The sequence below is a fragment of the Mesorhizobium sp. CNPSo 4661 genome (assembly GCF_057784215.1).
Map to the genome: position 1 here is coordinate 100,940 of NZ_JBWGIO010000018.1, position 24,556 is coordinate 125,495.

Here is a 24,556-nt window from a genome sequence, read left to right on the forward strand (position 1 = left end):
TCACCGACGCCATGGAGGTGAGTTCAGGCTATCCCTAAGCGCCTGCAGAAACTTATTGGTCCGACTGCTACGTCCATGGCGGGCATGGAGGAGTGCAACCACGTCTGCCTGTGGCAATGACCAGCATGGAAGAATGGCCTGCAATCTTGCTGCTGCCAGATCATCCGCCACATCCCACTCGCTTCGTACCATGACCCCCAGGCCGGCGAGCGCCCAGTCGCGGACGATCTCGCCATCATTGCTCGACATGGACGGCTTCACCCGAACGGTGGCGTTGCCTTGCTTGGAATGGGCAAAGCGCCAAAGCGTTACGTCTTCGTTGTTTTCTCGAAGGGCGAGACATCGATGCAGGACAAGATCGTCCGGCTTGAGGATAGGCAAACTATGCTGCAGATAGCTGGGAGATGCACAAAGAACGCGCTGGTTCGGCGCGAGCGTGGTTACCAGGCGATCGCTCTCCGGCAATGATCCTATGTGCACCACGATGTCCCAGCTTTCGGACATCTGTCGTATCGGGCTATCGAAGAGTTCCAATGTGACCGATACCGCAGGATGCTTGCTCGCAAATGCCTGTACGATCGGTGCGATATATCGCCTTCCAAAGCCATAGGGCGCGGCAACACGCAAATGGCCCCGCACCTGGCTGGTTCGGCTGGCCAGTCGCTCCGACAGATCGTCAACGGCTGCGATGATCGTAGCCCCCTCCGAAGCCATCAGTTCGCCCTCATCCGTAAGGCTGAGGCCGCGTGACGTTCGCTCGATGAGTTTGACGCCGACGCGGCTCTCGAGTGCCCGCAGGCGCTGTGTCACCGCCGGAGGCGTCACATCGAGCCTCCTTGCAGCTTCCGCGAGCGAGGGCGCGGTCGCAAGGACATGGAAGAAGGTCAGATCGTCGGTCGAGATCATTAAGCCAGACCTTAATCAACAATGAAGATTGGATTAATTGTAATATTCATGTCGTGGCATATTCTCCCCAATCAGGCAACGGGCGCCGATAAAGCAGCCTGACCCGCCGCCTCTGTTGGTGTGCGAAGGGAGAAAGCGAATCGATGGAAATGTCGCGATGCGATCTGCTTTATCTCGACGGCGGCTGGAGACTCCCTGCAAGGCCAGCCGCGGCGATCCCGATCATCAGCCCGGTGACGGAAGCGGTGATTGGGTCTGTCGCTCGAGGCAGCGGACTGGATGTCGACATTGCCGTTGCCGCTGCTCGGGGCGCGTTTCCGTCATTCGCAGCGACATCACCGTCCGAGCGCATCCATTTGCTTAAGCGGATTCTCACTCTCCTCGAAGAGCGATTTGAGGATCTGGCTCAGGCAATATGCCATGAGATGGGATCAGCCATCGGCTTTGTCCGCGCCTCGCAGGTTCCTTTCGGGCTCGCACATATCCGCGCTGCGATCGAGGTGCTGGCAGATTTCCGCTTCATCAAGGAGCAGGGCACGACTGCGATCGCGAAGGAAGCGATAGGCGTCTGCGGTCTTATTACACCATGGAATTGGCCGCTTTATCAGATCACAGCGAAGGTTGCCCCGGCGCTCGCTGCCGGCTGCACCATCGTCCTCAAGCCCAGTGAACTTTCTCCGTTCAGCGCCCACCTGTTCGCGCAGATCATGCATGATGCCGGAACGCCGCCGGGTGTTTTTAATATGGTGACCGGCACGGGGGAAGATGTTGGCGCAGCGATCGCTTCACACTCTGACATCGACATGATCTCGATTACAGGATCGACACGCGCGGGCGTGCTGGTGGCGCAGGCCGCGGCGCCCACGGTTAAGCGCGTAACCCAGGAGTTGGGCGGCAAATCACCCAACATTCTGCTCGACGACGCCGATTGGGCGCGGGTTGTACCTCTCGGGGTAGCCGCCGCATTTCGCAATGTCGGCCAGTCGTGTAGCGCCCCCACGCGAATGCTCGTACCCGTCAAAAGACTACGGGAGGTGGAAGAACTGGCGGCGTCGGCTGCGGCTACCATGACTGTCGGCGACCCACTCAACGAGGCAACCGTCCTTGGTCCGCTCGCCAATCTTAACCAGTTCGACAAAGTGCAGGACATGATACGCATCGGGATTGCCGAAGGCGCCAAGCTCGTCTGCGGCGGCCCCGGACGACCTGAAGATCTGTCGAAGGGCTATTTCGTGAAGCCGACCATCTTCTCCGAAGTGCGGTCGGGAATGCGTATCGCGCAGGAAGAGATCTTCGGGCCGGTGCTGTGCCTCATCCCCTATCAGGATGAGGATGAGGCAATCCGTATCGCCAATGACACTGTCTATGGTCTGGGTTCCCATGTTCAATCCGGCGATATCCAGCGCGCACGTCGCGTTGCGGGGAAAATTCGCGCCGGCCAAGTGCATATCAACCATCCCGCATGGGACGGTTTTGCGGCTTTTGGAGGGTACAAGCAGTCGGGCAACGGTCGGGAATATGGCGTCTTTGGTCTCGAGGAGTATCTCGAGACCAAAGCCATCCTGGGATTTTTTCCGGGATGAGCGGCCCGAGTTTCAGCTGCCGGTCTCGCGCCGCTCGCCTTTCGAGAATCGATGCAAATGATCATCAAAATAGACGCAAGGAAGCAGACGGTGGGTGAGGTAGAAACCTTGGACCAGGTGCAGCACGAGAGCGCCGCCAGACGTCTCGACGATCTGGAAACGCCTTGCCTAATCCTCGACGCCGATCGTATGGATCGCAACATCGTTCGACTACGCGAACGGCTCGTACCTCTTGGCGTGTCGCTGCGCCCGCATCTCAAGACTGCAAAGTCAATCGAGGTTGCCCGCCGCGTCATGACCACCAGAGAGGGGCCGGCGACCGTCTCCACCCTCAGGGAAGCGCGGCTCTTTGCGAATGCCGGTGTCCGGGACATCATCTATGCCGTGGGCATCGCACCATGGAGGCTGGCCAAGGTGATCGAGCTGCGGAAGCAGGGCGTCGACCTTGCCGTGATTCTCGACTCGGTCGAACAGGCGGAAGCGGTCGCCGCAACATCGCGAGAAACCGGCATAGCCATCCCCGCCCTGATCGAAGTCGACTGCGACGGCCACCGATCCGGCGTCCTCCCAGACGACCGGGATCGGCTGGTTGCAATCGGCAGAGCCTTGATCGACGGGGGAGAGTTGCGCGGCGTTCTGACCCATGCCGGCGGCAGCTATGCGGCGCGAGGAGATGAGGCGCTGCAGCGCTGCGCCGAGGAAGAGCGGCATGCTGCCGTCGCCGCGGCCACCATTCTGCGCGACGCGGGCTTGCCCTGCCCCGTCGTCAGCGTCGGTTCGACGCCGACCGTGCATCATGCTGTGGACCTGAGCGGCGTGACTGAAGTCCGTGCGGGCGTTTTCGTGTTCTTCGACCTGGTGATGGCTGGGATTGGCATCTGCCGGATTGAGGATATTGCGATCTCCGTGCTGGCGACCGTCATTGGCCATCAGCATGAGAAGGGCTGGATACTGATCGACGCCGGGTGGATGGCGATGTCTCGGGATCTCGGAACCTCCAGGCAGGAGGTCAATCAGGGCTATGGCGTCGTCTGCGACAGCAGTGGCCGGCTTTTTGACAATATTATACTGGCCGATGCGAACCAAGAGCATGGCATTATCAAGGTGCGCCCAGGCTCCGGCGCGACTTTGCCCGAGCTCAAGATCGGCGACCGGGTGCGGATTTTACCCAATCACGCTTGCGCGACCGGGGCCCAGCATCGCAGCTACCATGTCGTCCGTAGTGCCTCCGACTTTGTCGAAAGCGAGTGGCAGCGCTTTGGCGGTTGGGAATGAACAGCAAGCCGCAAACCATCCTGACTGAGGACGCGCCAGCGCCGACGGGCCATTATTCGCAGGCTGTTCGATCGGGGAACAGTCTGTACATTTCAGGCCAGCTTCCCATCAGGGCCGATAAGGCGCCACTCGCCGACACAAGCTTCGAAATCCAGGCACGCCTGACTATCGCCAACATGCTCGCGATCCTGGAGGCAGCTGGCGGCAAGCCGGACGACCTCTGCCGTGTGACGGCCTATATCGTCGGCGTACAGAACTGGCCGGAGTTCAATCGCGTCTACGGGGAAATGCTGGGCAAGGCGCGGCCCGCGCGTACGGTCGTTCCTGTGCCTGAATTGCACTATGGCTATCTGGTAGAAATAGACGCGATCGCGAGCCTCCCTGGCCAAGGCTGAACGCGTAAGCCCAACGGACCATCTTCCCATCGCTCAGCGAGACGATCACGGCCGCTCTCACAAATCACACCGCAGCAAAGACGGTCAACAAGGTTCTTACGCATGTCTCCTGTCGTCCGGTCTGTCTCCAGCGATGAAGCCCTTCCGAAGGCAGTGGACGCTGTGGTCGTAGGCGCAGGAATCGTCGGCACCGCCTCCGCCTATTTTCTTGCAAAGCGTGGGTTCTCCGTAGCGCTGCTCGAAAAAGGCCACGTCGCATGTGAGCAATCGAGCCGCACCTGGGGCTGGTGTCGGCAGCAGAACCGCGATCCTCGCGAAATGCCTCTGTCGCTCATTTCCATGCGGCTGTGGGCCAATCTGGCGACCGATATAGGACAGGATCTGGGCTTCCGCCGCACAGGCCTCATCTACACGACGGATGATGCCGCGATGCTGGCTGGCTGGGAAGCCTGGAGGCCAACGGCGAGAGAGTTCGGCGTCGAAACCCATATGCTGAGTGCGGCTGAAGCCGGAAACCGAATTCCGGAAACAAGACGCAAATGGGTCGGTGGATTGCACTCTGTCGCGGACGGCAAGGCCGAGCCCGCTATCGCCGCGCCGGTGCTAGCGGAAGGCGCCCGCGCGCTGGGCGCGACAATCCATCAGAACTGCGCCGCACGCGGTCTGGATGTCGCCAACGGCCGGGTAACAGGGATACATACCGAAAAGGGCTACATCCGTGCCGATGCCGTGCTGTGCGCCGCCGGTGCCTGGGCCTCTGGCTTCCTCGGTCGCCATGGAATCGTCTTCCCGCAGGCGAGCGTGCGGCAAACTGCGGTGCGCACGAAGCGGACGGTTAACGTCGGCGAGGTCCTCTATAGTCCCGATTTCGCGATGACCCGGCGGCTTGACGGCAGCTATACCATGGCGATCAGCGGCCGGGCCTCGCTGGAAGTGACGCCGCAGGGCATCCGCTTCGCCCGCGAGTTCTTGCCGCAATTCATCAAGCGCCTAAAGGCGGTGCAGATGGGGTTCGGCAGGTCGTTTTTCGCCGGCCCCGAGTCCCTGGACGCCCTTTTGGGGAAGGATCCGAAGATTTTCGAGCGCAATCGCGTTCTCGATCCTGCTCCAAATCGACGGCTGGTCAATGCGATCATGGATAATGTGCGTGGCACATTTCCCCAACTGGCAGGCCTCGAAATCGATCACGCATGGGGTGCCTACGTCGACTGCACCCCTGACGCGGTGCCGGTGGTGTCCGGGATCGAAGAGTTGGGAGGGTTTTATCTGGCAGCGGGCTGCTCCGGTCACGGCTTCGGCCTTGGCCCAGGCCTAGGTTACCTTGCCGCGGAATTGATCACCAATGAGACGCCAAGCGTCGATCCGACTCCCTTCCAGCTCGCGCGACTGACCAATGGTTCGAAGATAAAGGTAGGGTCCCTCTGACGCCCCGCCCCAAGCGGCCGATCTTGCCAATATGCATAGCGCCGGCACGCCAGAATATCTTTCACTACCGAGAACGCGGAGATTGTTTGAAGCGGCTGCACCCCTGCCAATGGTGGAATGCTCCCACTGTCGAGTTCGCGATCACCACTAGTATGGCAATTGAGAATGTCTGCTTGGGGGACGCGACCTCAACAAACGATCAGAATGGGGTCAGTTGTCTGCCTCAACATCTTCGTAACTGGCGCACGTACGACCAATAAGTGGTTGGTCAGAAATAGGGGGTTCGAGTCCACCTTGTGGGGCCAATTGAGAAAAATGGCATAAAAATCAGCCACTTAGGTGGTCGTTTTGGTGGGCCCGGAGGGTGTGAGACTTGCAAGGAAAATCAATGGCTTAGCGGATGGTTAGCCAACCCATATCCTTCGTATGATCTCGTATGGTCTGGCGAACCTAGAAAAGCCAAGAAAGATTAGTTTTGCAGGTAAGCGGTGTCTCTGTCTCATCCCACACTACCGAGCATCAGGGCCGAGACACTTCCGGCGCTGACCGCAAGGCTTCTGGATATGGCGGCTGACATTTCGAAGCTCTTGTGAGGAACAGCACCGCCCAGATTTCGTGGAGCCGGCCACTCCGCTTTCCTGTGAGGCGTTGAGCGTGCGGTCCGATGACGTCTGGTGACGATCAAACCATCCCATTCGCACGCTGTAGCCGCCGATCACCGCACCCCTTGGTCTGAGGTCTTTCTGAGCGAGACTTCATGGACTAGATGTCGCTGGTCAATACCAAACAGGAGAAGTCTAACTCAGACAGCGACACCAAAAGACTTCTTATGTGCACAGTTTCCGTAAGGTAGGTTTCCCCAGCTCGACAGGATTGTAAGAATCCGGAGCTAACTCACTGATATTGTTAATATGGTGGGCCCGGAGGGCGACCATAGCTAGTTGGTTTTATTTGCTTTTTCGAGGACAAAAAACTGCAGTTCTCCCGTATCGTTCGGTATAACTCCGTGCTGCGACCTTCTCCGCCCTGGAAATTGTACAGAGCCAACGTCGAGCGTCAGGAACCTGGTTCGCCATGCAAGCAATTGCGTTCATTTTCAATAGACAAGCTCGATGAATTGATTCAATCTCTTAGCTTGATTCCGGTGTTTGGCTGGAACGTGACACAACGCTCTGCGGATCGCTCACAATATCAATGTACTATATACAAATCTGGAATCTGCGACCTGGAGCGATATCCACTTACACCACAGGCAGCCCCTACGGGTAAGTCATTGGACTTGCAGAAGGCTGATATCATGATGCGTCACTTTACAACCCCTCGCCCAGTCACCGCGGAGCGCATCGAGCGAGCGCTCGACCGCGTTGCAGAGATCATCGTTGCGCGTGGCGACCAAGGCGAGAAGTGGCTTCCTTTATACGACTATCTGGAACGTGCGTTGCGGGATCACAAGGCGAAGGAAGATCGCCTCAATGCAGCGCGCCAGCGTGTGAAACGATTGCAAAGTTGAACATAAACACAGTCTTCGCAAATTCATCCCGCGTTTTCCCGATCAGCAATCTCCTCGCGGCGCTCTAACGCGACTTCGGTGGCTCAACCGAGATGAATGGTCGAAGCGGTTGTTTACAATGGCTGCGACAACTATTTCCGCTGTGGATGTTGCCCACTCGATTATTTTTCGCCTAAGCTAGGCCCTTGATTAAGTTGGGTTTTTCATTTTTTGCAGCCGGCAATGCCGACCCGAGGCTGTCAAGAACCTATGGTGTTGATTAAAGGGAAAATTCCTGAAAATTTTTTTGGTAGTTTCCAGCATCAATCGACCTTTGTTGGACCAAATCCTGGTTCCGCGTAGGTAAGACCGTGACGGTACTTTTTTCGAATCGCGGTGAAGCTATCCTACCTTGCCATCCAGACGAGCCTCGGCAAGAAAGAGCGCAAGTGAGGGTCCGTGAGGAAACGGAAGCATCAGGACCCACCGACACTCCCCCGTCATTGATGCATCAAAAAACACCGCAAAGTGGCACGCCGCGATGCCGGCGGAGGAGCCGGCCACTGCATCAAATGCGGCCCCAATGGACATGGTTCTTTAAGCGGCCCGCTGTCGGGCGTTCGCGCAAGGGAACAAATCCCGAAGCCCCGCGCTTTGTAAGGCCTAGGAAAGCGTAAAATGTCGACGGCAGAAGTCAAAGCCAAGGTTGCGCTCGATCTCGACGCAGACCCCCAAGCGGTATTTGCCGCGTGGGTCGACCCGTCGCTGATTGAGCGATGGCTGTTCAAATCGCCGACAAACACGCTCGAAGCACAAACCGACCCTCGGGCGGGCGGCGCTTTTTCAATTGTCGAACACGAGAGTAGTGAGATCATCACGCATGATGGTCGGTACGCGATTTGCGAGCCGCCGACACGCCTGTCATTCACGTTGGGAGTGCCCCAACACTTCGCCGGCCTGGCGCAGATCGATGTGACGATCACACCCAGGGGGTCAGGCTCGCACTTGGATTTCCAGGCGAGCGGCGCCGGACCGTCTGATGCGCAACAGCTCTGGGAGAAAATGCTAGCGAACCTCGCCCAGTTGCTCAAAGTTCGTTGAACATAGGCACAAAGGCGTGCTCGGCGATGGCTGTAGCTATTTGCCTTTAGCCGAACTCTGGTTCGATGGACCAGCCTGATGGCCGCAGCGCGAGGCCGCGCGTGGGTAGTCCCCACGAAACTGACCTTAGCTGACCGGCTCGTAGGTCAAGATCACAACACCCGAACTGAGCGTCTTCGAGCTGGCGAGCCGCAGCTTTGCGGAGTGCCCACCCTCGATGAATAGGCGTTTCCCGCCACCGATCACCAACGGGTGCACCCAGACTCGGTACTCGTCGACCAGGCCGTGCTTCATTAGCGTTTGCAGGAGTGACGCGCTGCCATACATCTCGATGTCCTTGCCAGGCTCCAGCTTCAGTTTGGCAATCTCCTCTGCGACATCACCGCTGATCAGCCTGGCGTTCCACTCTAACGGCTCGGCCAGGGTCCGTGAGGCGACAAGCTTCGGCATGCTGTTCATCCGCTCGAGGTAGGGGCCGCCCTTGATCTTGCCCCACGTCTTTGACAGCAGCTCATAGGTAGTTCGTCCGCACAGGAAATAGTCGGCCTCCATCAGGTGCTCAAGCGAGTCTTTCTCGGCTTCCTCGGTGAAGTACGGGTTGGCCCAGCCACCTTGCTCAGTCTCGCCGAAACCACCTGGATCTTGGATAACGCCATCAAGCGTGACGAGCGTCGATACTTTCAGCTTTCTCATTTCGGAATTCTCCGGTTCTGTTAAATGATTTCAGTCAGGCGGCGTAGGATGCTCAAGATCGACGAGGCTCCGCCTGACCTTCTCAGCGGGCGCCAGTCGCGGATTCGTGCCTCTATGCAATGCTCCGCTTTCCGAAACGGACAAAGGCGGCGCCCGCGAGCAGGACCAAGATGACCCCTGCCGCCAGGAACGAGAGCGTGTAGCCGAGCACAGCGGCGAGACCGCCGAGGGCCATGCCTCCGATTCCCAGCCCGGCATCATAGGCTCCGTTCCAGAGTGCACCCACGGCGTCCGCCTGCGCCGGCTTGGTTTGAGCGAGCAACCGGCAGAGGCTGGCGCTCTGCGCGACCCCGAAAGCGATGCCGCTCACCGCCATGCCAATCATTACCGCGAAGGCTCCCGGCACCGCGAGGCAGAGCAAGCCGGCGATGGAGAGTCCCGCCGCTGCGATCAGCGCCCCACGGGGACCATGCTGATCGATCGGCCGGCCCGCCACCCAGCGAGCGCAGCCCGCGAACAACGCCTGGAGGAGGAGAGCGATCATGATCGTAGCCTGATCGAATTCCGGATGCGCCAAGGGAAGGAAGGTTATCGCTGCACCGACCACGACGGCACCCAGGGCCAGCACCGTGATCGGCCAAACCGTCGCGCGAAGCGGCGGAAACGAAGAGGCGTGACCCGTATCGCGAGGCGCCGGGCTGCCTTCGGGAACAAGCGCGACGGTAAGCAAGGCGGCGACCGCGAAAGCTGCGGCGATGCCGGCCGTTCCGCCGGGGCCGAGGGTTGCGAGCGCATAGGGGCCGAGCGGGACGGCGACGATGGCCGGGATCGCGGAGGCGACGCCGAATGCGCCCAGCGCCTCTGTGCGCCGCGCCGGCGGCGCCAGTTGCGCGGCCAGGCCGCAGGCCGCAACCAGCAGGATTCCAAGGCCAAACCCGCGCGCGGCACAAGTGGCAAGGAGCAGTGCGAGCGAGCTCGAGAACGTCGCGAGACAGGGGAGTGCCATCGTGAGCAGCGCCGCCGCCAGCGCGCGGCGGCGCCCGACCTTGACGATCACTCGGGGCGCGATCAATTCGCCGATGATGGTCGTCGCCATCAATGCGCCGGTGGACAAGCCCGCGGCTGACGCGCCGCCAAGCGCGGCAGCGTGCGTCGGAATCGCGGAGAGAAGCAGATAGAAGCTTCCCATCGCGGTCAGCATCACGCCGGCCAACGTCAGGATCGCAGGGGTGAGGATCGCGGTCCTGCTTGCATCGCTCGGGACGGGTGTTGCGGTGGCTGCGATCGACATCTCGGCGTCTCCAGTTGTGACTGTCCGTCCGATGCCTAACGTGCTAGTGGTCTGCTGAACATGACCAGTTCCGATGCAAAATTGTTGCCCACTTTGACCGATGGACTCCCTCTGTCGGTCGATCGAGACATCCCAGAGACTCTGGCGGCCCAGCTCCGCCGCGGGATCCTCAACCTGATCCGTACCGATGCGCTGCGTCCCGGCGTCCGCCTGCCCTCGACGCGGGTGCTTGCGGCGCAGCTCGGCATCTCGCGACCGCTCGTGCTCGACACCTATGCGCAGCTCGCCGCCGAGGGCTATCTGAGTCTTCGCCGCGGCGCCCGGCCTGTGGTCGCCGGGGAGGCCGTGGCGCCTCCTGACGGCGAGGAGGTGTTGGCGGAGCCTGAACAAATCCGGTTTGACCTTCGACCGGCCATGCCCGATCTCTCAATGTTTCCCAGGCGCCTCTGGCTCCGTTCGCTGCGAAGCGTCCTTGCGAACCTTCCTGCAAGCGATCTTGGCTATGGCGATCTGCGGGGCAGCCCCGTGTTGCGTCACGCGCTGGCGGATTATCTCGGCCGGGTCCGCGGCGTGATCGCCGATCCGGCATTCATCTTCGTCACGAGCGGCTTCGCGGAGGCGCGCGCACTCGTCTGCGCGGCCCTTTACGCGAAGGGCGTGCGTGGCCTCGCGGTGGAGGATCCCAGCTACAGCGACTGGGTTGCGGTCAACAAATCGGGCCTGCGGCGCACGCCTGTGCCGGTGGATGCGGAAGGTCTGGACGTGCCGCAACTTGCCGCCCTCTCGGCCGGGGCCGTGTTTGTCACGCCAGCGCACCAGTTTCCGATCGGAGGCGTGCTAAGCGCGGCGCGGCGCCAAGAACTGGTGCGCTGGCTGCGGGAACGTGACGCCTTCGCCCTCGAGGACGACTACGACGCAGAATTCCGCTACGATCAGGCGCCGATCGGCGCCTTGCAGGGCCTTGCGCCCGATCGCGTCATCTACGCTGGAACTGCCAGCAAGACGCTCGCACCGGCGCTCCGGCTCGGCTGGCTGGTCGTGCCGTCTGACCTCGTGGAGACGATGGCGGGTGAGTTGCGCCGTTGGAGCGAGGGGCCGCCGAGGATCGACCAGGATGCGCTGGCCGCCATGATCGACAGCGGGGCGCATGACCGGCACCTGCGCAAGATGCGACGCTTCTATCGTGACCGCCGCGACCGGTTGCTCTCCTGCCTGGCCTCGGCGCTCCCTGAGCTCGCAACCGAGGGCGCAGCCGCCGGGCTCCACGTGACGCTTCGCCTGCCTGACCAGATAGACGCGGCCGGCGAGGCTCGCGTTATCGACCATCTGCGGCGCCACGGCGTCGCGACCGAGGGGCTCGGGCGCTACAGCACGACCTGTGCTGGACCTCGTCGCCTCTTCATCGGATACGGCCGCATCGCCGACAGCGCAATCGAGCCAAGCATCAGGATCCTCGCGAGCGCCGTCCGCGAGTTGGCCGAATGAGGGCGTTTGGGTTTCTGGCAGGGTCCACGAGCACCTCGCGCTCTCCGGACCGCCATCGCCGTCAGGCGATCGTCAGCACGCCGTCGACGAGATCCTGGCTGCCCGTCACGTAGGCCGCCTCGCCTGAGATCCGGACGGTCGATGACGGCACTGCCACCAGTTCGCGCACCGAATGGGTGTTGTTGCCGGGCACGGCAATGCCGTCGCCGTGATGGGCTTGCAGCCAGCGCGCCGAGGCAATGTTTGCCCCTTCGCCGGTGACGCCGACGAACAACCCGGCGGCGATGCCGTTGAGCAGGTGGCAGCCGGAATAAATGGCGTGGGCAACCTTGCCGCTCTGACGGCCGGCGACCACTGCTCGGTCTGGCGCTCACTGCGGATGCCGATGTCGGCGGCATGGCGACCGATGTCAACCGGTTCGGCGGTGGTAACGAGTTCCACCCCTTTTGAACGGGCACTTTTTCAATTTGTCGGAAATCGCCGCTCAAAATGCTACGATTTTCGGCAAAATCATTGGAACAGAATCCTAAATCGCATCACAGCATTCCGTGTTCTTCACCGACGACGGCTTACCGTATCGGCATCTCGCCGCGAAACAGCGGCTGGTGGGCCGCATCAAGGCGCTAATTCGATTGGCGACTTTTCGGACCGGCGGGAAGTGACGTTCCTGGTGTTGGGTGACGATCCATTGGTCGGTTTCGAGTTCGGGGATTGGCTTGGCGACGCGAACCAGTCGCGGATCGCTGTGACCGACGAAGCACGGAAAAGGCCGGGGCCGCCTGAACCGCTTCAGCCCGACGCGCTTTAACGTCCGATCAGTGTCAGCCCGAACAGGATGATGAGCCAAAGCCCCGCGGCCACAACGGCAAGCCGGGGCAACGTACCGATCAGATGCATGAACAGCATGGCGATCAGGACCGCCTTCGCGGCCGCTATCGCCAGGTTAAGGGCGACATTGAAGGGGCCGAGATCGATCAAGGAGGAGCCGACCGTCAGCGCCAGCAGCGCGAGCAGCCCGAGATAGCCGAACGTGAGTTTGCGCAGTTCGCTCATCGGTTGATCAGGTAAAGAACGGGGAACATGAAAACCCAGATGATGTCGACGAAGTGCCAGTAAAGACCGACGGCCACCACCTGGCGCAGCCGGTTGGCAGGGCTGGAAGTCGGCCAGAGCGCGACCATACCGGCGACGACCACCAGGCCGCCGATCAGGTGCAGCGCATGCAACGAGGTCATTGTGAAATAGAGGCCGAAAAACAACTCGGCTTGGGCCGGGTCCGGCCCGGCATAGCGAAACGGCAGGCCGAGGAGCGGCGCCAGGCCGTCGCTGATCTCCCTGCTATATTCGATCCCCTTCACGATCAGGAAGCAGATACCCAGCGCCGACGTCGCGGCCAGCGCCCAAACGGTCGCGCTCCAGCGTCTGTGAACGGCAAGCTTATGGGCCAGCGCCATGGTGAAACTGCTGGTGATCAGCACCGCGGTGTTGAAGGTGCCGAGCGGCAGCGAAAGATGTTTCGAGGCTGCGGCGAAGGCGGGGCCGAAATCGATATGCGCGACAAGGAAGACCAGAAAGATGGCGCCGAACAGCATCGCCTCGGAGCCGATGAACACCCACATGGCGAAAGTGTCGGCTCGCCGTTCGCGTTGAGGTGTATCGAAAGCGACGCTTTCGGTGCCGCTCATCCCGCCGCCTCCTCCCGGTGCGGACTGAAGCGTTCGTGCTCGAGCCCCTTCATGTCGTAGTCATAGGCCGGCCGCGTCACGACCGGTATCGTCTCGAAATTATGCGGCGGCGGCGGCGAGCTCGTTTGCCATTCGAGCCCGGTGGCGCTCCACGGATTGTGCACTGCGCGGGCGCCGCGAAACAGCGACCAGCCGAGGTAGAACAACGGCATCAGATAGCCGATCGCCAGCACCACGGCGCCGGCCGAGGACAACACGTTCCAGAACTGGAACTCCGGCGGATAGGTATGGTAGCGCCGCGGCATACCGTCGAAGCCCAGCACATATTGCGGGAAGAAGGTCAGGTTGAAGCCGATGAAGGTGACAGTCGCCGCAATCCTCCCTGACGTTTCCGAATACATGCGGCCGGTCAATTTTGGCCACCAGAAATGCAGGCCGGCCATATAGGCGGTCACCATGCCGCCAACCATGATGTAGTGGAAATGTGCGATGACAAAGTAGGTGTCATGGACATGCACGTCGACCGCGAGCGACGCAAGGAACAGCCCAGCCAATCCGCCGAAGGTGAACAGCGCGAGGAAGAACAGCGCGTAAAGCATCGGCGTCTCGAAGCTGATCTCGCCCTTGCGCAGCGTCAGGCTCCAGTTGAAGACCTTGATCGCCGACGGAATAGCGACACAGAAGGACAGGAACGAGAACACCACCCCGGCATAGGCCGATTGCCCGCTGACGAACATGTGGTGGCCCCAGACCAGGAAGCCGAAGACGGCGATCGCCATCGACGACATCGCCACCGCCTTGTAACCGAACAGCGGTCGGCGGCTGAAACAGGGCAGCACCTCCGACACGACGCCCATTCCGGGCAGGATCATGATGTAGACCGCAGGGTGCGAATAGAACCAGAATAGATCCTGAAAGAGCAAAGGATCTCCCCCGAGATCGGGATTGAAGATGCCAATGCCGAAGACACGCTCCAGCACGATTAGGATCAGGGAGGCGGCAAGCACCGGGGTGGCCAGCACCATCACCAGGCTGGTGGCGTAAAGCGTCCAGACGAAAATCGGCAGGCGAAACCAGATGAGCCCGGGAGCGCGCAGCATGTGCACGGTGACGATGAAGTTGATGCCGGTCATGATCGTCGAGAACCCGACAATGAAGACGCCGAAAGCCGCGGTCGAGACCCAGCCATTGGCGTAGAGCGTCGACAGCGGCGTGTAGAACGTCCAGCCGGTGTCCACGCCGCCGGCCACCACCGCAAACAGCGCGAACAGGCTGCCGAAAATGAAGACGTACCAGCTGACGAGGTTTAGTCGCGGGAAAGCGAGATCGCGCGCGCCGATCATCAGCGGCAAAAGGAAATTGCCAAGCGTGGCCGGGATCGACGGCACCAGGAAGAACCAGACCATGATGATGCCGTGCAGCGAGAACAGCCGGTTGTAGACATCGTCAGACACAAGGTCGCCGGCCGGTGTCGCGAGCTCGATCCGCATCAGCACCGCCATGGCGCCGCCGAGGAAGAAGAAGGCCGTCAGCGAGATCAGGTAAAGCCACGCCACGCGCTTATGGTCAGTGGTCAGCAGCCACGCGCGAGGGCCGCTTCCCTCCTCTAGATAAGTGCCAGGCATCGCCGCGTTGGTCATGGCTTGGCTCCTGCCTTAGGTAGACGCGATAACGACTTCAGATAGGCGAGCAGCATCTGCAGCTCACCTTCATCGATCAGGCCGTCGAAGCTCGGCATCACCGGCTCGTAACCGGCGGCGATCTCCTTCTTCGGATTGAGGATGGAGTCGCGCAGATAGCGCTCGTCGGCGATCACTGTCTGCTGGTTGTCGAGCGCCACCGGCCGACCGAAGATGTCTTCAAGCGAGGGCGCCCTCACCTTGCTGCTGGCGCCATGGCAGCCGGAGCATCCCAGCGCGCGAAACAGTTTCTCGCCGCTCGCGGCGAGCGTCTCGCCTTCGCTCTGACTGTTCAGCCAGGCGGCATATTGCTCGGGCGCCATCACAGTCACCCAGCCGCCCATTTGGGAATGTTGCGTGCCGCAATATTGGGCGCAGAACAGATGATAGCGGCCGGGCTCCGTGGCGATGAACCAGATATGCGTCGTGCGGCCCGGCACCGCGTCCTGCTTGATGCGGAATGCCGGCACGTAGAAGGAGTGGATGACGTCCTGCGAGGCGAGCGACACCACGACCGGTTTGCCGATCGGAACATGCAATTCGTTGATCTCACGCTGACCGCCGGGCTGTCTGAACTCCCACATCCATTGCTTGCCGAGTGCGATGATCTCCAGCGCATCCGCCGGCGGATGGTCGCGCCGAACGAAAAGGGTGGCGCCCCAGCCGAAGAAGACAAAGGCAATGACCAGGCTGGCCACGGTCCAGCTCATCTCAAGCGGCAGGCTGCGGGAACGCTTGCCTGTGCGATCCGCCTTCGAGCCGATGCGGTATTTCACCGCATAGCCGACGACCAGGCCGCTGAGCGCCAGTCCGAGAAGGATTGAAAAAGCGACCAACGTGTAAAATAGCGCATCAATCTGGCCGGCTTCCGACGAGGCTTCCTGCGGGAAGAAGGGGATGCCGAAGCTCACCTTGCCCTCCCCCAGGTCTGCCAGAGCACAGTTGCGCCGAGGCCGAGTAGCGTTGCCAGGCCTGCCACTTTCAGCGCCGCCCAGATGGCAGGCGTGTACTGGCCTTTCGACCTGTCGAACCCAGCGCAAAGCAGGAAGGCGTGATCCGCGATAGAGCCAAGTTTGTTGGCCGACGCCTCGACCAATGCAAGCTCGAGGTCGCGCGGCGTAAAGGTCAGCGCCGGCAGCACCTGTGAAATTCGGCCCGAGGGTGTGAGCGCGATAATTGCGATCGGATGGACAAACTGATCGATGCCTTTGCGCCGATCGAAAGTGATGCCGGCCTCGTTGGCGAGCGCTGCGCCAGCACCTTCGCTGCTGGTCAGAAAACGCCAGGTGGACAGGCCCACCGGACCGGCGGCGGAAGCGATCTCATCCCGTGCCGCTGTGGCATCGGCGGGGGTCTCATCGGCGTCGATCGAGATGAACAGCGCGCGGTAATCTGTCGGGAGAAGCGATGTCTTTTTCAGGTCGGACGCGACAGCCTGCTGGGTGACGCCGCAAAGGTTCGGGCATTTGTCGTAGCCAAAGATGACCAGGGCTGGACGGCCGTTCAGTGTTTTGCCAAGCGTCAGCCTCGCACCGCTTGCATCGGTCATTTCGCGATCGAGAGTCAGTTGCGCTCCGAGCCTCGGATCGAATGTCGGTCGCTCGGCGGCAGGAGCCGCGCCGGCAATGAACAAACAAAGCGCAGCGAACAAGCTTCTCATCGTCCTGCTCCGCTTTGCCCCCGGCAATTCTGACTCTGCGGAGCGCGGGGAACCGCCGCAGTAACCAACCCGCAGTCATCCCCTCCAGAGCTCACTGATCGCTGCTGCGACCAATCCGGCAAACCGTTGCTGACAATCGCCCACATGGCGTCGTCGATCGGCATACAAGCGATGCCGGCATCGCGGTCGATCCAGCCAAGCATTTTGAGCTGGCGATCCTCCTCGGCGCGAAAGCTGATCAGGTCCTGGTTTGGCGCGGTCTGCAACCCAGGGCTTTCCGGACTAGTGTTGCCCGGAACCGGCAACCAGGTCGGCGCGGTGTTGAAGGCAAGCTTCACGCCGATCGTGGCTAAAGCGATGAACAGAAGCAGACCGCCGCTGAAAGCGAGCAGCACACCCGGCTGGACATCGCGCACTTCGGGATGGCGGTGCGCCTTAGCCATGGGCGACCTCCCGCTTCCACCAAGTGATCCGATCCGGTCGGCGAAGAAGGAAGAGGAAGAGCACGAGCCACAGCCCGCCAACTCCAATCCATGCTGCCGCATCTCGCCATAGTCCCAGCAAGCCGCCGGAAAACAGCGGTGGGCGAATACGCCAGAACACATCGGCGAAATGGCCTGCTAAAGTTACTCCTGCCAGCCAGACCAAGCCGTCATGGCTGCGCTTGAGCGGTCGGCTGAGCGAGCCTGCGAACGCAGCCACCTGCAAGGCAATCAGCAGCCACAGCAGATACCACCAGCCGCCGGTGGCCCGGACGATGTACCACTGGATCTCGTCCGGAAGGTCACCGCCCCAGACGACAACCCACTGCATGAAGACGAGGTAGATCCAGGTCAGCACGAAGCCGAGCTGCATGTTGGCAAGGTCTTCGCCAAGCGCGGCATCTTCCTCACCGCCGGGTATGACCTCGACCGCCTGCCTCGCCGCCAGCACAAGGATCGCCAGAGCGAAAGCTCCAGTGACCTCCGCTGAAGCCTCGCAAAGTGCGTAGATAGTCGAGGTGAATTCGGGCTCGATCGAAAGCATCCAGTCGATGGCAAAGACGCTGACGGCAAGCGCATGGAGGATCAGGCTAAGGGCATATTTCCTCCCGCTGCCAGCCTTCCCGGAACCCTCTGAAGTCGGGCGGAGCACCACCCAAGTGAGGACGAGCCAGATCGCCGCGCAGACAGCAAAGCGCAGCATGAAGAATGGCACGTTGAGATAGGCAAGCTTCTCTCGAACCTTCTCGGACAGCGTCGCGGGATCGGCGCCGGCCCATGGTAAGATCAGATCGAGCCTCATCAGCACCGGCAGGAGCAAGACGAGTCCAAACGGCAGTGTTGCGGTCATGGCCCGCAAAGGCTGACGGACCGCCTCGCCCCAGCGTCCGCCGGTCAGCCCATGCACCATCAATATGGTCAGCGCGCCGAGCGGCAGGCTGAGCGCGAAGAGAGCCGCCGCGAGCCAGGCGCCCAGCATCGCTTTGACATCAAGCGATGCGCCAAGAACGCAAGGAACGAGCCCTGTGATGCCGACGGCGGCAAAACCCTGCTCGAGGCGGCTCACGGCGATGTCTCCGCTTCGAGCCGCGCGCGCAAGGTCTGCGGAAGCTCAGCGACTGGTGCGTTGCGCGAATATTGCAGCGCGCGGATATAGGCAACGATCGCCCAGCGGTCTTGCTGCGGCACGCGCGCCGCGTAGGAATACATGGCGCCATAGCCATTGGTGATGACATCGTAGAAATGCCGGTCGGAGGCCTTGCGAAGCGCATCCTGATGATAAGTCGGCGGCGCCGGAAAACCACGCTGGACAATCATGCCATGACCGTCGCCCGTGCGGCCGTGACAGGGCGAGCAGAAGATGTCGAAACGCTGCTGGCCACGCAGCAGCAGCGCGATCGTGATCGGATAGGGGATCCTGTCCGGGACAAGCGAAAGATCGGCATCGCGCGCGACGGTGCCCGTTACCGGCGTGCGTGCCGACATGCCGTCGGCGAACTGGTTGCTCGCCTCTAGCGGATCGTAGCGCGGCTGGTCCTCCATGTCCTGCCGGCAGCCGGCGACGGACAGCGCACCGAGGATCAGCGTGAGGCGCAAGCGGTTCACGCTTCGACCTCCTCGACGGTCTCGGCGCCGAGCCGCGTCAGTTGGCCCTTGGTGACGCCCTTGCGGTATTTCGGATCGGCCGCTTCGATCAGAAGATAGAACTTGCCACCGCGCGCGTAGCTGAAGCTCTCGGCGTTGAAGACCGGATGATGGTAGCGGGGCAGCCCATTGGCCGCGAGCACGCCCACAAATCCGGCAAAGGCGGCGCCCATAATGCCGGCCTCGAAGGCGATGACGACGAAAGGCGGCCAGGAATGCAGCGGACGTCCGCCGACATTGATGGGATAGTCGACTTCGACCGAGTACCAGAGCAGAGCATAGACGAGAGCCGCGCCGGCAATGCCGCCGGCGAGCACGGCCCAGGGCAGGCGCGTCTTCGGGATCGCCAATATCCCCTCCAGCTCTTTCACCTGAAATGGCGAGAACGCATCCATGCGCCGATAGCCGCGCTCGCGCATGCCGCGCGCTGCCTCGACGAGCGCTTCGGGATCGGCAAAAACCGCCATGAGACCGTAGAGGCTCATTTGAGCTTGCCCTCTTCCTCGGCCAGTTCCTCGACCTCGAAGATCGTGATCGCCGGCAGGATGCGGATGAACAGGAAGACGAGCGCGAAGAAAGTGCCGATCGAGCCGAACAGGATACCGAAATCGAGCCAAGTCAGCGACTGCTCGCCCCAGGACGACGGCAGGTAATCGCGGCTCGGGCCCGTCACGACGATGATGTAGCGTTCGATCCACATGCCGATATTGATGGCGATGGCGATCGCGAACAGCAGCGGCATGTTGCGTCGGACGCGCCTAAACCACAGCAATTGCAGCACGCCGCAGTTCAGGCCGATCATCGTCCAGAACAATGTCGCGTATGGACCCAGCGCGCGCTGGGCCATCATCGCGCGTTCATAAGGCTTGCCTGAATACCAGGCGAAGAACGCTTCCGAGACATAGCCATAGGCGACGACCATGCCGGCGGCGATCATCAGCTTGGCGGCGTTGTCCATGTGCCTGAGCGTGATCAGGTCCTCGACCGAGAAAGCCCAGCGCAGCGGAATGGCGATGGTAAGCACCATGGCGAAGCCGGAGAGCAGCGCGCCGGCGACGAAATAAGGCGGAAAGATCGTCGAGTGGTAGCCGGGCGTGATCGCGAAGGTGAAATCGAGCGAGACGATCGAATGCACCGAGACGACCAGCGGCGTGGCTAAGGCCGCAAGCAGGAAATAGACGACCTGGTAGCGCGCCCAATGATAAGCCGAGCCGCGCCAGCCAAGCGCCAATATGCCATAGAAGAGCTGCGCCGGTTTCGAGCTTGCGCGATCGCGCAGCACCGCCAGATCCGGCAGCAGACCCATGTACCAGAACAGCAGCGAGACGGTCGCGTAGGTCGCGATCGCCGCAAAATCCCAGACCAGGGGGCTGCGCCATTGTGGCCAGTGCATATGCACATTGGGCAACGGCAGCAGCCAGTAGAAGAACCACGGTCGGCCGAGATGCAGGATCGGAAAAAGTCCGGCCATGGCAACGGCGAACAGCGTCATGGCCTCGGCGAAGCGATTGATCGAGGCGCGCCACGGCTGGCGCAGCAGCAGAAGCACCGCCGAGATCAACGTGCCGGCATGACCGATGCCGATCCACCAGACGAAGTTGGAGATCATCGTGCCCCAGACCACCGGCATATTGATGCCGTAGGCGCCCACGCCGACCGCGATCAGGTAGGTGATTGAATAGAGCAGCAGCAAAACCAGCAGGAAGCAGAGGAAGAACGCCGCCCAGAAATGACGCGGCAGGCGGCCGTTGAGCACGATCGAGCCGATGCGCCCACTGATCTCGCGAGAATCGTGCCGCCCGCGCAAGACGGCCGGGCTGTTCGCGCTGGCTTCAGCCATCGGTCGCCTCGCCCGGCTTGGCAAGCTTGCCGTTCGGATTGCAAATCTTGCCGAGATAGGTGGTGCGCGGCCGTGTATTCAGTTCCTCGAGCAGCGCGTAATTCTGCGGCGCGCTTTTCTCGCGAACGACCTTTGCATCTTTCTTGTTGCGATCGCCGAAAGTGATGGCCAGGGTCGGGCAGGCCTGCTGGCAGGCGGTGACCACCTCGCCATCGGCGAGGTCGCGGTTCTCGATCTGGGCCTGGATGCGTTTGGCGCTGATGCGCTGGACGCAATAGGTGCATTTCTCCATCACCCCGCGCGAGCGCACGCTGACATTGGGGTTGTGAACGGCCTGCTCCGGCCCAGCTTCGTCCTTGTCGAAGGATTGGTGCTCGAGAAAATTGAAGCGCCGCACCTTGTAGGGGCAGTTCTGCGAGCAATAGCGCGTGCCAATGCAACGGTTATAAACCTGCGCATTCAGCCCATCATGCGTATGGACGGTAGCGTTGACCGGGCACACCACTTCGCAGGGCGCCTTCTCGCAATGCATGCACGGCACGGGCTGGAAAAAGGTCTCGGGCGCATCGACTGGCCCGGCATAGTAGCGATCGACCCGCAGCCAGTGCATCTCGTGGCCGCGCTCGCATTCGTCCGGCCCGACCGGCGCGATGTTGTTTTCCGCCTGGCAGGCCGAGACGCAGGCCATGCAGCCGATGCAGGTCGACAGATCGATCGCCATGGCCCAGGCTTCCTGTTTGTAGGGCCAGGCGGGATAAAGCGATTCAGTCGGCGCCGACGGTGAGTCCGTGCGCACGAAATCTGGATTCTGCCGGAATGCGTCGAGCGAGGCGTGGCGCACAATGGCGCGACCTTCCATCGCCTGGTGTTGCTGCGTGGTGATGACGCGCATGCTGTTCTTGCGGAGCGTGATGGCCGCGCCGGTCGCGAACCATTGCGACCCACGGCGCAATTGGAAAGCGTCATAGCCTCCCGATAGGAGAGCGACAGAACCGACCTTTCGCCCGAAGCCAATGGAAAGCGTTATCGTTTCGTCCGGGTGGCCGGGCACGATCCAGGCCGGCGCGTCGATGTCCGCTCCGTCGCACGCGACGTTGATGGCCTGGCCGTTTCCGACTTTCAGTCGCTCGGCCGTGGCGGGCGAGATGAGCGCGGCATTACCCCATACGATCTTGGTCAAGGGTCGCGGCAGTTCCTGCAGCCATGAGGCGTTGGCGAAACGACCGTCGCGCAACCAGGGATCGGCGACGAAGCGGATATCGATACCGGTGCCTGCTTTTGCCGCCGGCTTCAATCCGGCCAGGTCCGGCGGCACTGTGACGGATACTGGCTTGGCGGCACCATTTGCTATGACCCCGTCGCGCAGAGCCTTTCTCCACGCGTCATCATCGAGCTCGGTCCAATGCTGCCGGACAAGCAAAAGCGGATCCGTATCGAACGCGCCACCAAGCACGGCGAGCAGCTCATGCCCGGTCTTTCCGTCGTAAAGCGGCCTGATCAGCGGCTGCACCATCGAGGTGCTGCCGTCATAGGCACGGATGTCGCTCCAGCTCTCGAGCTCGTGCGCCGCGGGCAGATGCCAGTGCGCCAGGAAAGCGGTCTCGTCGCGGTAGAGCCCATGATGGACGAGCAGCTTGACGCTGGAGAAGGCCTTTTGCACATCGAGGCCTGCCGGCGCGGTGTAGAGTGGGTTTGCGCCCAGCACGACCACTGTGTCGATCGCCTTGAGGCCAATCGCTTCGTACATCGCCTCCAGATCGCCATCGACCGACAGCGCATCCGGCGCCTCGATAAACTCCACTGTATTGCCGAGCGCACCAAGGCTCGCGTTGGCGGCAAACGCGGCGGCGTGAACGAACGCGCTCTGATGCGCACCCGGAACGACCAGCGCGCTGTGGCCGGCCGCCTTCAGATCGTCGACCAGCGCTGTCATCCATGTCTGGTCGATAGATGTGCGGGAAGTTCCGGCTTGGCCACTTAACGCCGCAATCAATCTCGCAGCCACCTCCTCCATCTCGCTTGGCTTGATCGCAAGCCGATGATCGGCTGCTGCGCCGGTGATCGTCGGCGTCGACTCCACCGCGTAAAGCCGGCTCATGCGGTCACTCGGGCTGCGCACGCGTCGCCGCGCTGCGAAGTCGCGCGCATAGACGAGCCGCCCTGGCCCCTCTCCCAGGAAATCGGCATCAAGGCTCACGATCGTTTCTGTACGATTGAAACGATAGACCGGCGTCAGTGCCGCCCCGAACAGAGCACGCGACGCCTCGGCCGATCCCGGCGCCGCCAGCGGATCGTGGCGGTAAATTTTCAGCTTTGGATAGCGTGTCCGCAGCGCATCCAGCTGTGCCGCGAGAGTCGGCGAGGTCGTTGATTCTATCAGCAAGGCACCGCCCTGCCCCTTCGATGCCGTCCATTGCGAAACGAGCCCTGCCATGTCCTTCAGGAAATCGCCATAAGATGCCGGCTCGCCATTCTTCAGCGGCGTGCGTGAACGATCGGGATCGAACAGCATCAGCACAGCCGCCTGCATCACCGCGTCGGTTCCGCCAAGCGATGCCGGATGATCCGGATTGCCCTCGACCTTTGTCGGCCGCCCTTCATGGCTCTCGACTATGGCGCCGATGCCGAAGCCGTCGCTCGACAAGGTTGTCGCGTAGTAGGTCGGCTTGCCCGGGATCAGGATTTCCGGCTGGCGCACATAAGGGACGATGCTCTCCGCTCTGCTGCAGGCAGCCAGACCGGCTAGCGACAGCGACGCGCCCATCAGCTTCAGCAGCGTGCGTCTGTTCGGCCTTGCCGGCAGGCGCTCCGCGATTGCCGGGAATTCGGTTTCGACAAAGCGGCGGAAATCGTTGGTGCCGGCGATCTCGTCGAGACTGCGCCACATGTCGCGATCGCTTGTCAGCCGTCGGCGCAACGCTGCGATGTCGATGGCGGGCCGGCCCTTTTCAGCGATGGCAGACATAGCAATCCGTCATCGTCTCGGGATGGATGTCGAGCATGCCGATCAGCTGTCGCCTGATCTCATCGATGTCGGCTGGCGGCCGCCAGTGCATCAGGAACACGTCCTTCGGCGGACGCAGATTAGGACCGGGATTGCGATGACAGCCCAGACACCATTCCATGCTGAGCGTATGTGCCCGCATCGTCAGCGGCATCTGGTCGACCTCGCCATGGCAGGTCTCGCAGGCGATGCCCTTGTCGATATGGATCGCGTGATTGAAGAAAACGAAATCGGGCACGGTGTTGACCCGCTGCCATTCGATCGGCTTGCCGCTGGTGAGGCTTGCACGCACCGGCGCCAGCATGTCGGCATTGGTGAAGAGCTGCGAATGGCAGGTCATGCAAACTTCGGTCGGTGGTAAACCCGCCGACGAGGAGGTTTCGACGCCGTTGTGGCAATAGCGGCAGTCGATGCCGAGCTGGCCGACATGATGCTTATGGCTGAACGGCACCGGCTGCGCCAATGGCTCACCTACTCCCGTTGCAAAGTCCGAACGGGGAAGGATTGTCCCGATCGCGGCGGCGATCAGCAGAACCGCACAACTTCCCCAGATGACAAAGCGCGCAACGCCGTTGGCGTTTTTCGAGAAGATCTGCGGCATCCCCTCGCCGATTCTGCTAAAGGCAAACTCAATGTTGACGACACCTAACGGTGCTTTTGCCTCGAAGGTTCCGAAGCCGCAAAAGGATCACAAAATGGTGACCCACAGCGAGAGCCGGCTTCAAAATTAATCCGCAACCACAGGCAGTCGCACGCGTTCGCCAGATATCACGATCGGGCCGATGACCTATGAGGCAATACATAGTCATCGCGCCTGGAGGACATCGTTTCATGGGAACCAAGGTTGGCGATGAAGTCATCGCCTATGCTCTGCCGACTGGATGAGACCGGCTTAAAAAGCGCTTTAACCTTCTAGGTC

Annotated in this window: 23 protein-coding genes; 7 read left to right on the plus strand and 16 right to left on the minus strand. The window is 61.5% G+C overall.

Annotated features, from left to right (window positions below):
• Positions 1-906: a LysR family transcriptional regulator gene (locus AC0YKC_RS25905; protein WP_488513129.1), complete on the minus strand. Its 906-nt coding sequence runs from the start codon at positions 904-906 to the stop codon at positions 1-3.
• 143 nt (positions 907-1,049) lie between these two features.
• Here AC0YKC_RS25905 and AC0YKC_RS25910 point away from each other — a divergent pair, with 143 nt between their 5' ends.
• The 6 genes from AC0YKC_RS25910 to AC0YKC_RS25935 all read left to right on the plus strand — a co-directional run bounded on the left by AC0YKC_RS25910 (position 1,050) and on the right by AC0YKC_RS25935 (position 8,174).
• The gene (locus AC0YKC_RS25910) at positions 1,050-2,489 is read left to right on the plus strand and encodes an aldehyde dehydrogenase family protein (protein ID WP_488513130.1); all 1,440 of its coding nucleotides are present in this window, start codon (positions 1,050-1,052) and stop codon (positions 2,487-2,489) included.
• Between the two features lie 51 nt (positions 2,490-2,540).
• A complete protein-coding gene (locus AC0YKC_RS25915; protein ID WP_488513131.1) occupies positions 2,541-3,764 on the plus strand; it encodes a DSD1 family PLP-dependent enzyme in 1,224 nt (407 codons plus the stop codon).
• Positions 3,761-4,159: a RidA family protein gene (locus AC0YKC_RS25920; protein ID WP_488513132.1), complete on the plus strand. Its 399-nt coding sequence runs from the start codon at positions 3,761-3,763 to the stop codon at positions 4,157-4,159. The genes AC0YKC_RS25915 and AC0YKC_RS25920 overlap by 4 nt, the downstream gene beginning before the upstream one ends.
• Positions 4,160-4,261: 102 nt before the next feature.
• Entirely contained in the window at positions 4,262-5,584 is a 1,323-nt protein-coding gene (locus AC0YKC_RS25925; protein WP_488513133.1) for an NAD(P)/FAD-dependent oxidoreductase, read from the plus strand.
• 1,033 nt (positions 5,585-6,617) lie between these two features.
• Entirely contained in the window at positions 6,618-7,094 is a 477-nt protein-coding gene (locus tag AC0YKC_RS25930; protein ID WP_488513134.1) for a hypothetical protein, read from the plus strand.
• Positions 7,095-7,751: 657 nt separating this feature from the next.
• Positions 7,752-8,174: an SRPBCC family protein gene (locus AC0YKC_RS25935; protein ID WP_488513135.1), complete on the plus strand. Its 423-nt coding sequence runs from the start codon at positions 7,752-7,754 to the stop codon at positions 8,172-8,174.
• 126 nt (positions 8,175-8,300) lie between these two features.
• Here the strand turns inward: AC0YKC_RS25935 and AC0YKC_RS25940 are convergent, their stop codons facing one another.
• Together AC0YKC_RS25940 and AC0YKC_RS25945 are read right to left on the minus strand one after the other, a co-directional pair.
• Complete coding sequence (locus AC0YKC_RS25940) at positions 8,301-8,867, minus strand: dihydrofolate reductase family protein (RefSeq protein WP_488513136.1); 567 nt, start codon at positions 8,865-8,867, stop codon at positions 8,301-8,303.
• Positions 8,868-8,979: 112 nt separating this feature from the next.
• Positions 8,980-10,158, minus strand: coding sequence for an MFS transporter (locus AC0YKC_RS25945; RefSeq protein WP_488513137.1), 1,179 nt, complete (start codon positions 10,156-10,158; stop codon positions 8,980-8,982).
• A gap of 60 nt (positions 10,159-10,218) precedes the next feature.
• Here AC0YKC_RS25945 and pdxR point away from each other — a divergent pair, with 60 nt between their 5' ends.
• Positions 10,219-11,643, plus strand: coding sequence for a MocR-like pyridoxine biosynthesis transcription factor PdxR (gene pdxR / locus AC0YKC_RS25950; RefSeq protein WP_434721430.1), 1,425 nt, complete (start codon positions 10,219-10,221; stop codon positions 11,641-11,643).
• A 61-nt stretch (positions 11,644-11,704) separates the two neighbouring features.
• On the opposite strand, the gene AC0YKC_RS25955 is transcribed toward pdxR, so the two are convergent.
• The 13 genes from AC0YKC_RS25955 to AC0YKC_RS26015 all read right to left on the minus strand — a co-directional run bounded on the left by AC0YKC_RS25955 (position 11,705) and on the right by AC0YKC_RS26015 (position 24,238).
• Positions 11,705-11,998 carry a hypothetical protein gene (locus AC0YKC_RS25955; RefSeq protein ID WP_434721429.1) on the minus strand — a complete coding sequence of 98 codons (294 nt, stop codon included), beginning with the start codon at positions 11,996-11,998 and terminating at the stop codon, positions 11,705-11,707.
• Positions 11,999-12,447: 449 nt separating this feature from the next.
• Complete coding sequence (locus tag AC0YKC_RS25960; RefSeq protein ID WP_320293645.1) at positions 12,448-12,696, minus strand: cytochrome C oxidase subunit IV family protein; 249 nt, start codon at positions 12,694-12,696, stop codon at positions 12,448-12,450.
• A complete protein-coding gene (locus tag AC0YKC_RS25965) occupies positions 12,693-13,328 on the minus strand; it encodes a cytochrome c oxidase subunit 3 (protein WP_320293644.1) in 636 nt (211 codons plus the stop codon). The genes AC0YKC_RS25960 and AC0YKC_RS25965 overlap by 4 nt, the downstream gene beginning before the upstream one ends.
• A complete protein-coding gene (locus tag AC0YKC_RS25970; protein ID WP_488513138.1) occupies positions 13,325-14,968 on the minus strand; it encodes a cytochrome c oxidase subunit I in 1,644 nt (547 codons plus the stop codon). Before AC0YKC_RS25970 ends, AC0YKC_RS25965 begins: the two co-directional genes overlap by 4 nt.
• The gene (gene coxB / locus AC0YKC_RS25975; protein ID WP_320293642.1) at positions 14,965-15,918 is read right to left on the minus strand and encodes a cytochrome c oxidase subunit II; all 954 of its coding nucleotides are present in this window, start codon (positions 15,916-15,918) and stop codon (positions 14,965-14,967) included. Before coxB ends, AC0YKC_RS25970 begins: the two co-directional genes overlap by 4 nt.
• Complete coding sequence (locus AC0YKC_RS25980) at positions 15,915-16,658, minus strand: SCO family protein (RefSeq protein ID WP_434721426.1); 744 nt, start codon at positions 16,656-16,658, stop codon at positions 15,915-15,917. The genes coxB and AC0YKC_RS25980 overlap by 4 nt, the downstream gene beginning before the upstream one ends.
• Before the next feature lie 5 nt (positions 16,659-16,663).
• Positions 16,664-17,110, minus strand: a complete 447-nt coding sequence (locus AC0YKC_RS25985; protein ID WP_488513139.1) for a hypothetical protein — start codon at positions 17,108-17,110, stop codon at positions 16,664-16,666.
• Entirely contained in the window at positions 17,103-18,215 is a 1,113-nt protein-coding gene (locus tag AC0YKC_RS25990) for a hypothetical protein (RefSeq protein ID WP_488513140.1), read from the minus strand. Before AC0YKC_RS25990 ends, AC0YKC_RS25985 begins: the two co-directional genes overlap by 8 nt.
• Positions 18,212-18,754: a c-type cytochrome gene (locus AC0YKC_RS25995; RefSeq protein WP_488513141.1), complete on the minus strand. Its 543-nt coding sequence runs from the start codon at positions 18,752-18,754 to the stop codon at positions 18,212-18,214. Before AC0YKC_RS25995 ends, AC0YKC_RS25990 begins: the two co-directional genes overlap by 4 nt.
• Positions 18,751-19,278, minus strand: a complete 528-nt coding sequence (locus AC0YKC_RS26000; protein WP_320293637.1) for a DUF3341 domain-containing protein — start codon at positions 19,276-19,278, stop codon at positions 18,751-18,753. The genes AC0YKC_RS25995 and AC0YKC_RS26000 overlap by 4 nt, the downstream gene beginning before the upstream one ends.
• Entirely contained in the window at positions 19,275-20,633 is a 1,359-nt protein-coding gene (gene nrfD / locus AC0YKC_RS26005; RefSeq protein ID WP_320293636.1) for an NrfD/PsrC family molybdoenzyme membrane anchor subunit, read from the minus strand. Before nrfD ends, AC0YKC_RS26000 begins: the two co-directional genes overlap by 4 nt.
• Positions 20,626-23,598, minus strand: coding sequence for a TAT-variant-translocated molybdopterin oxidoreductase (locus AC0YKC_RS26010; protein WP_488513142.1), 2,973 nt, complete (start codon positions 23,596-23,598; stop codon positions 20,626-20,628). Before AC0YKC_RS26010 ends, nrfD begins: the two co-directional genes overlap by 8 nt.
• Positions 23,582-24,238: a cytochrome c3 family protein gene (locus AC0YKC_RS26015; RefSeq protein WP_488513143.1), complete on the minus strand. Its 657-nt coding sequence runs from the start codon at positions 24,236-24,238 to the stop codon at positions 23,582-23,584. The genes AC0YKC_RS26010 and AC0YKC_RS26015 overlap by 17 nt, the downstream gene beginning before the upstream one ends.
• Positions 24,239-24,556: the final 318 nt, after the last annotated feature.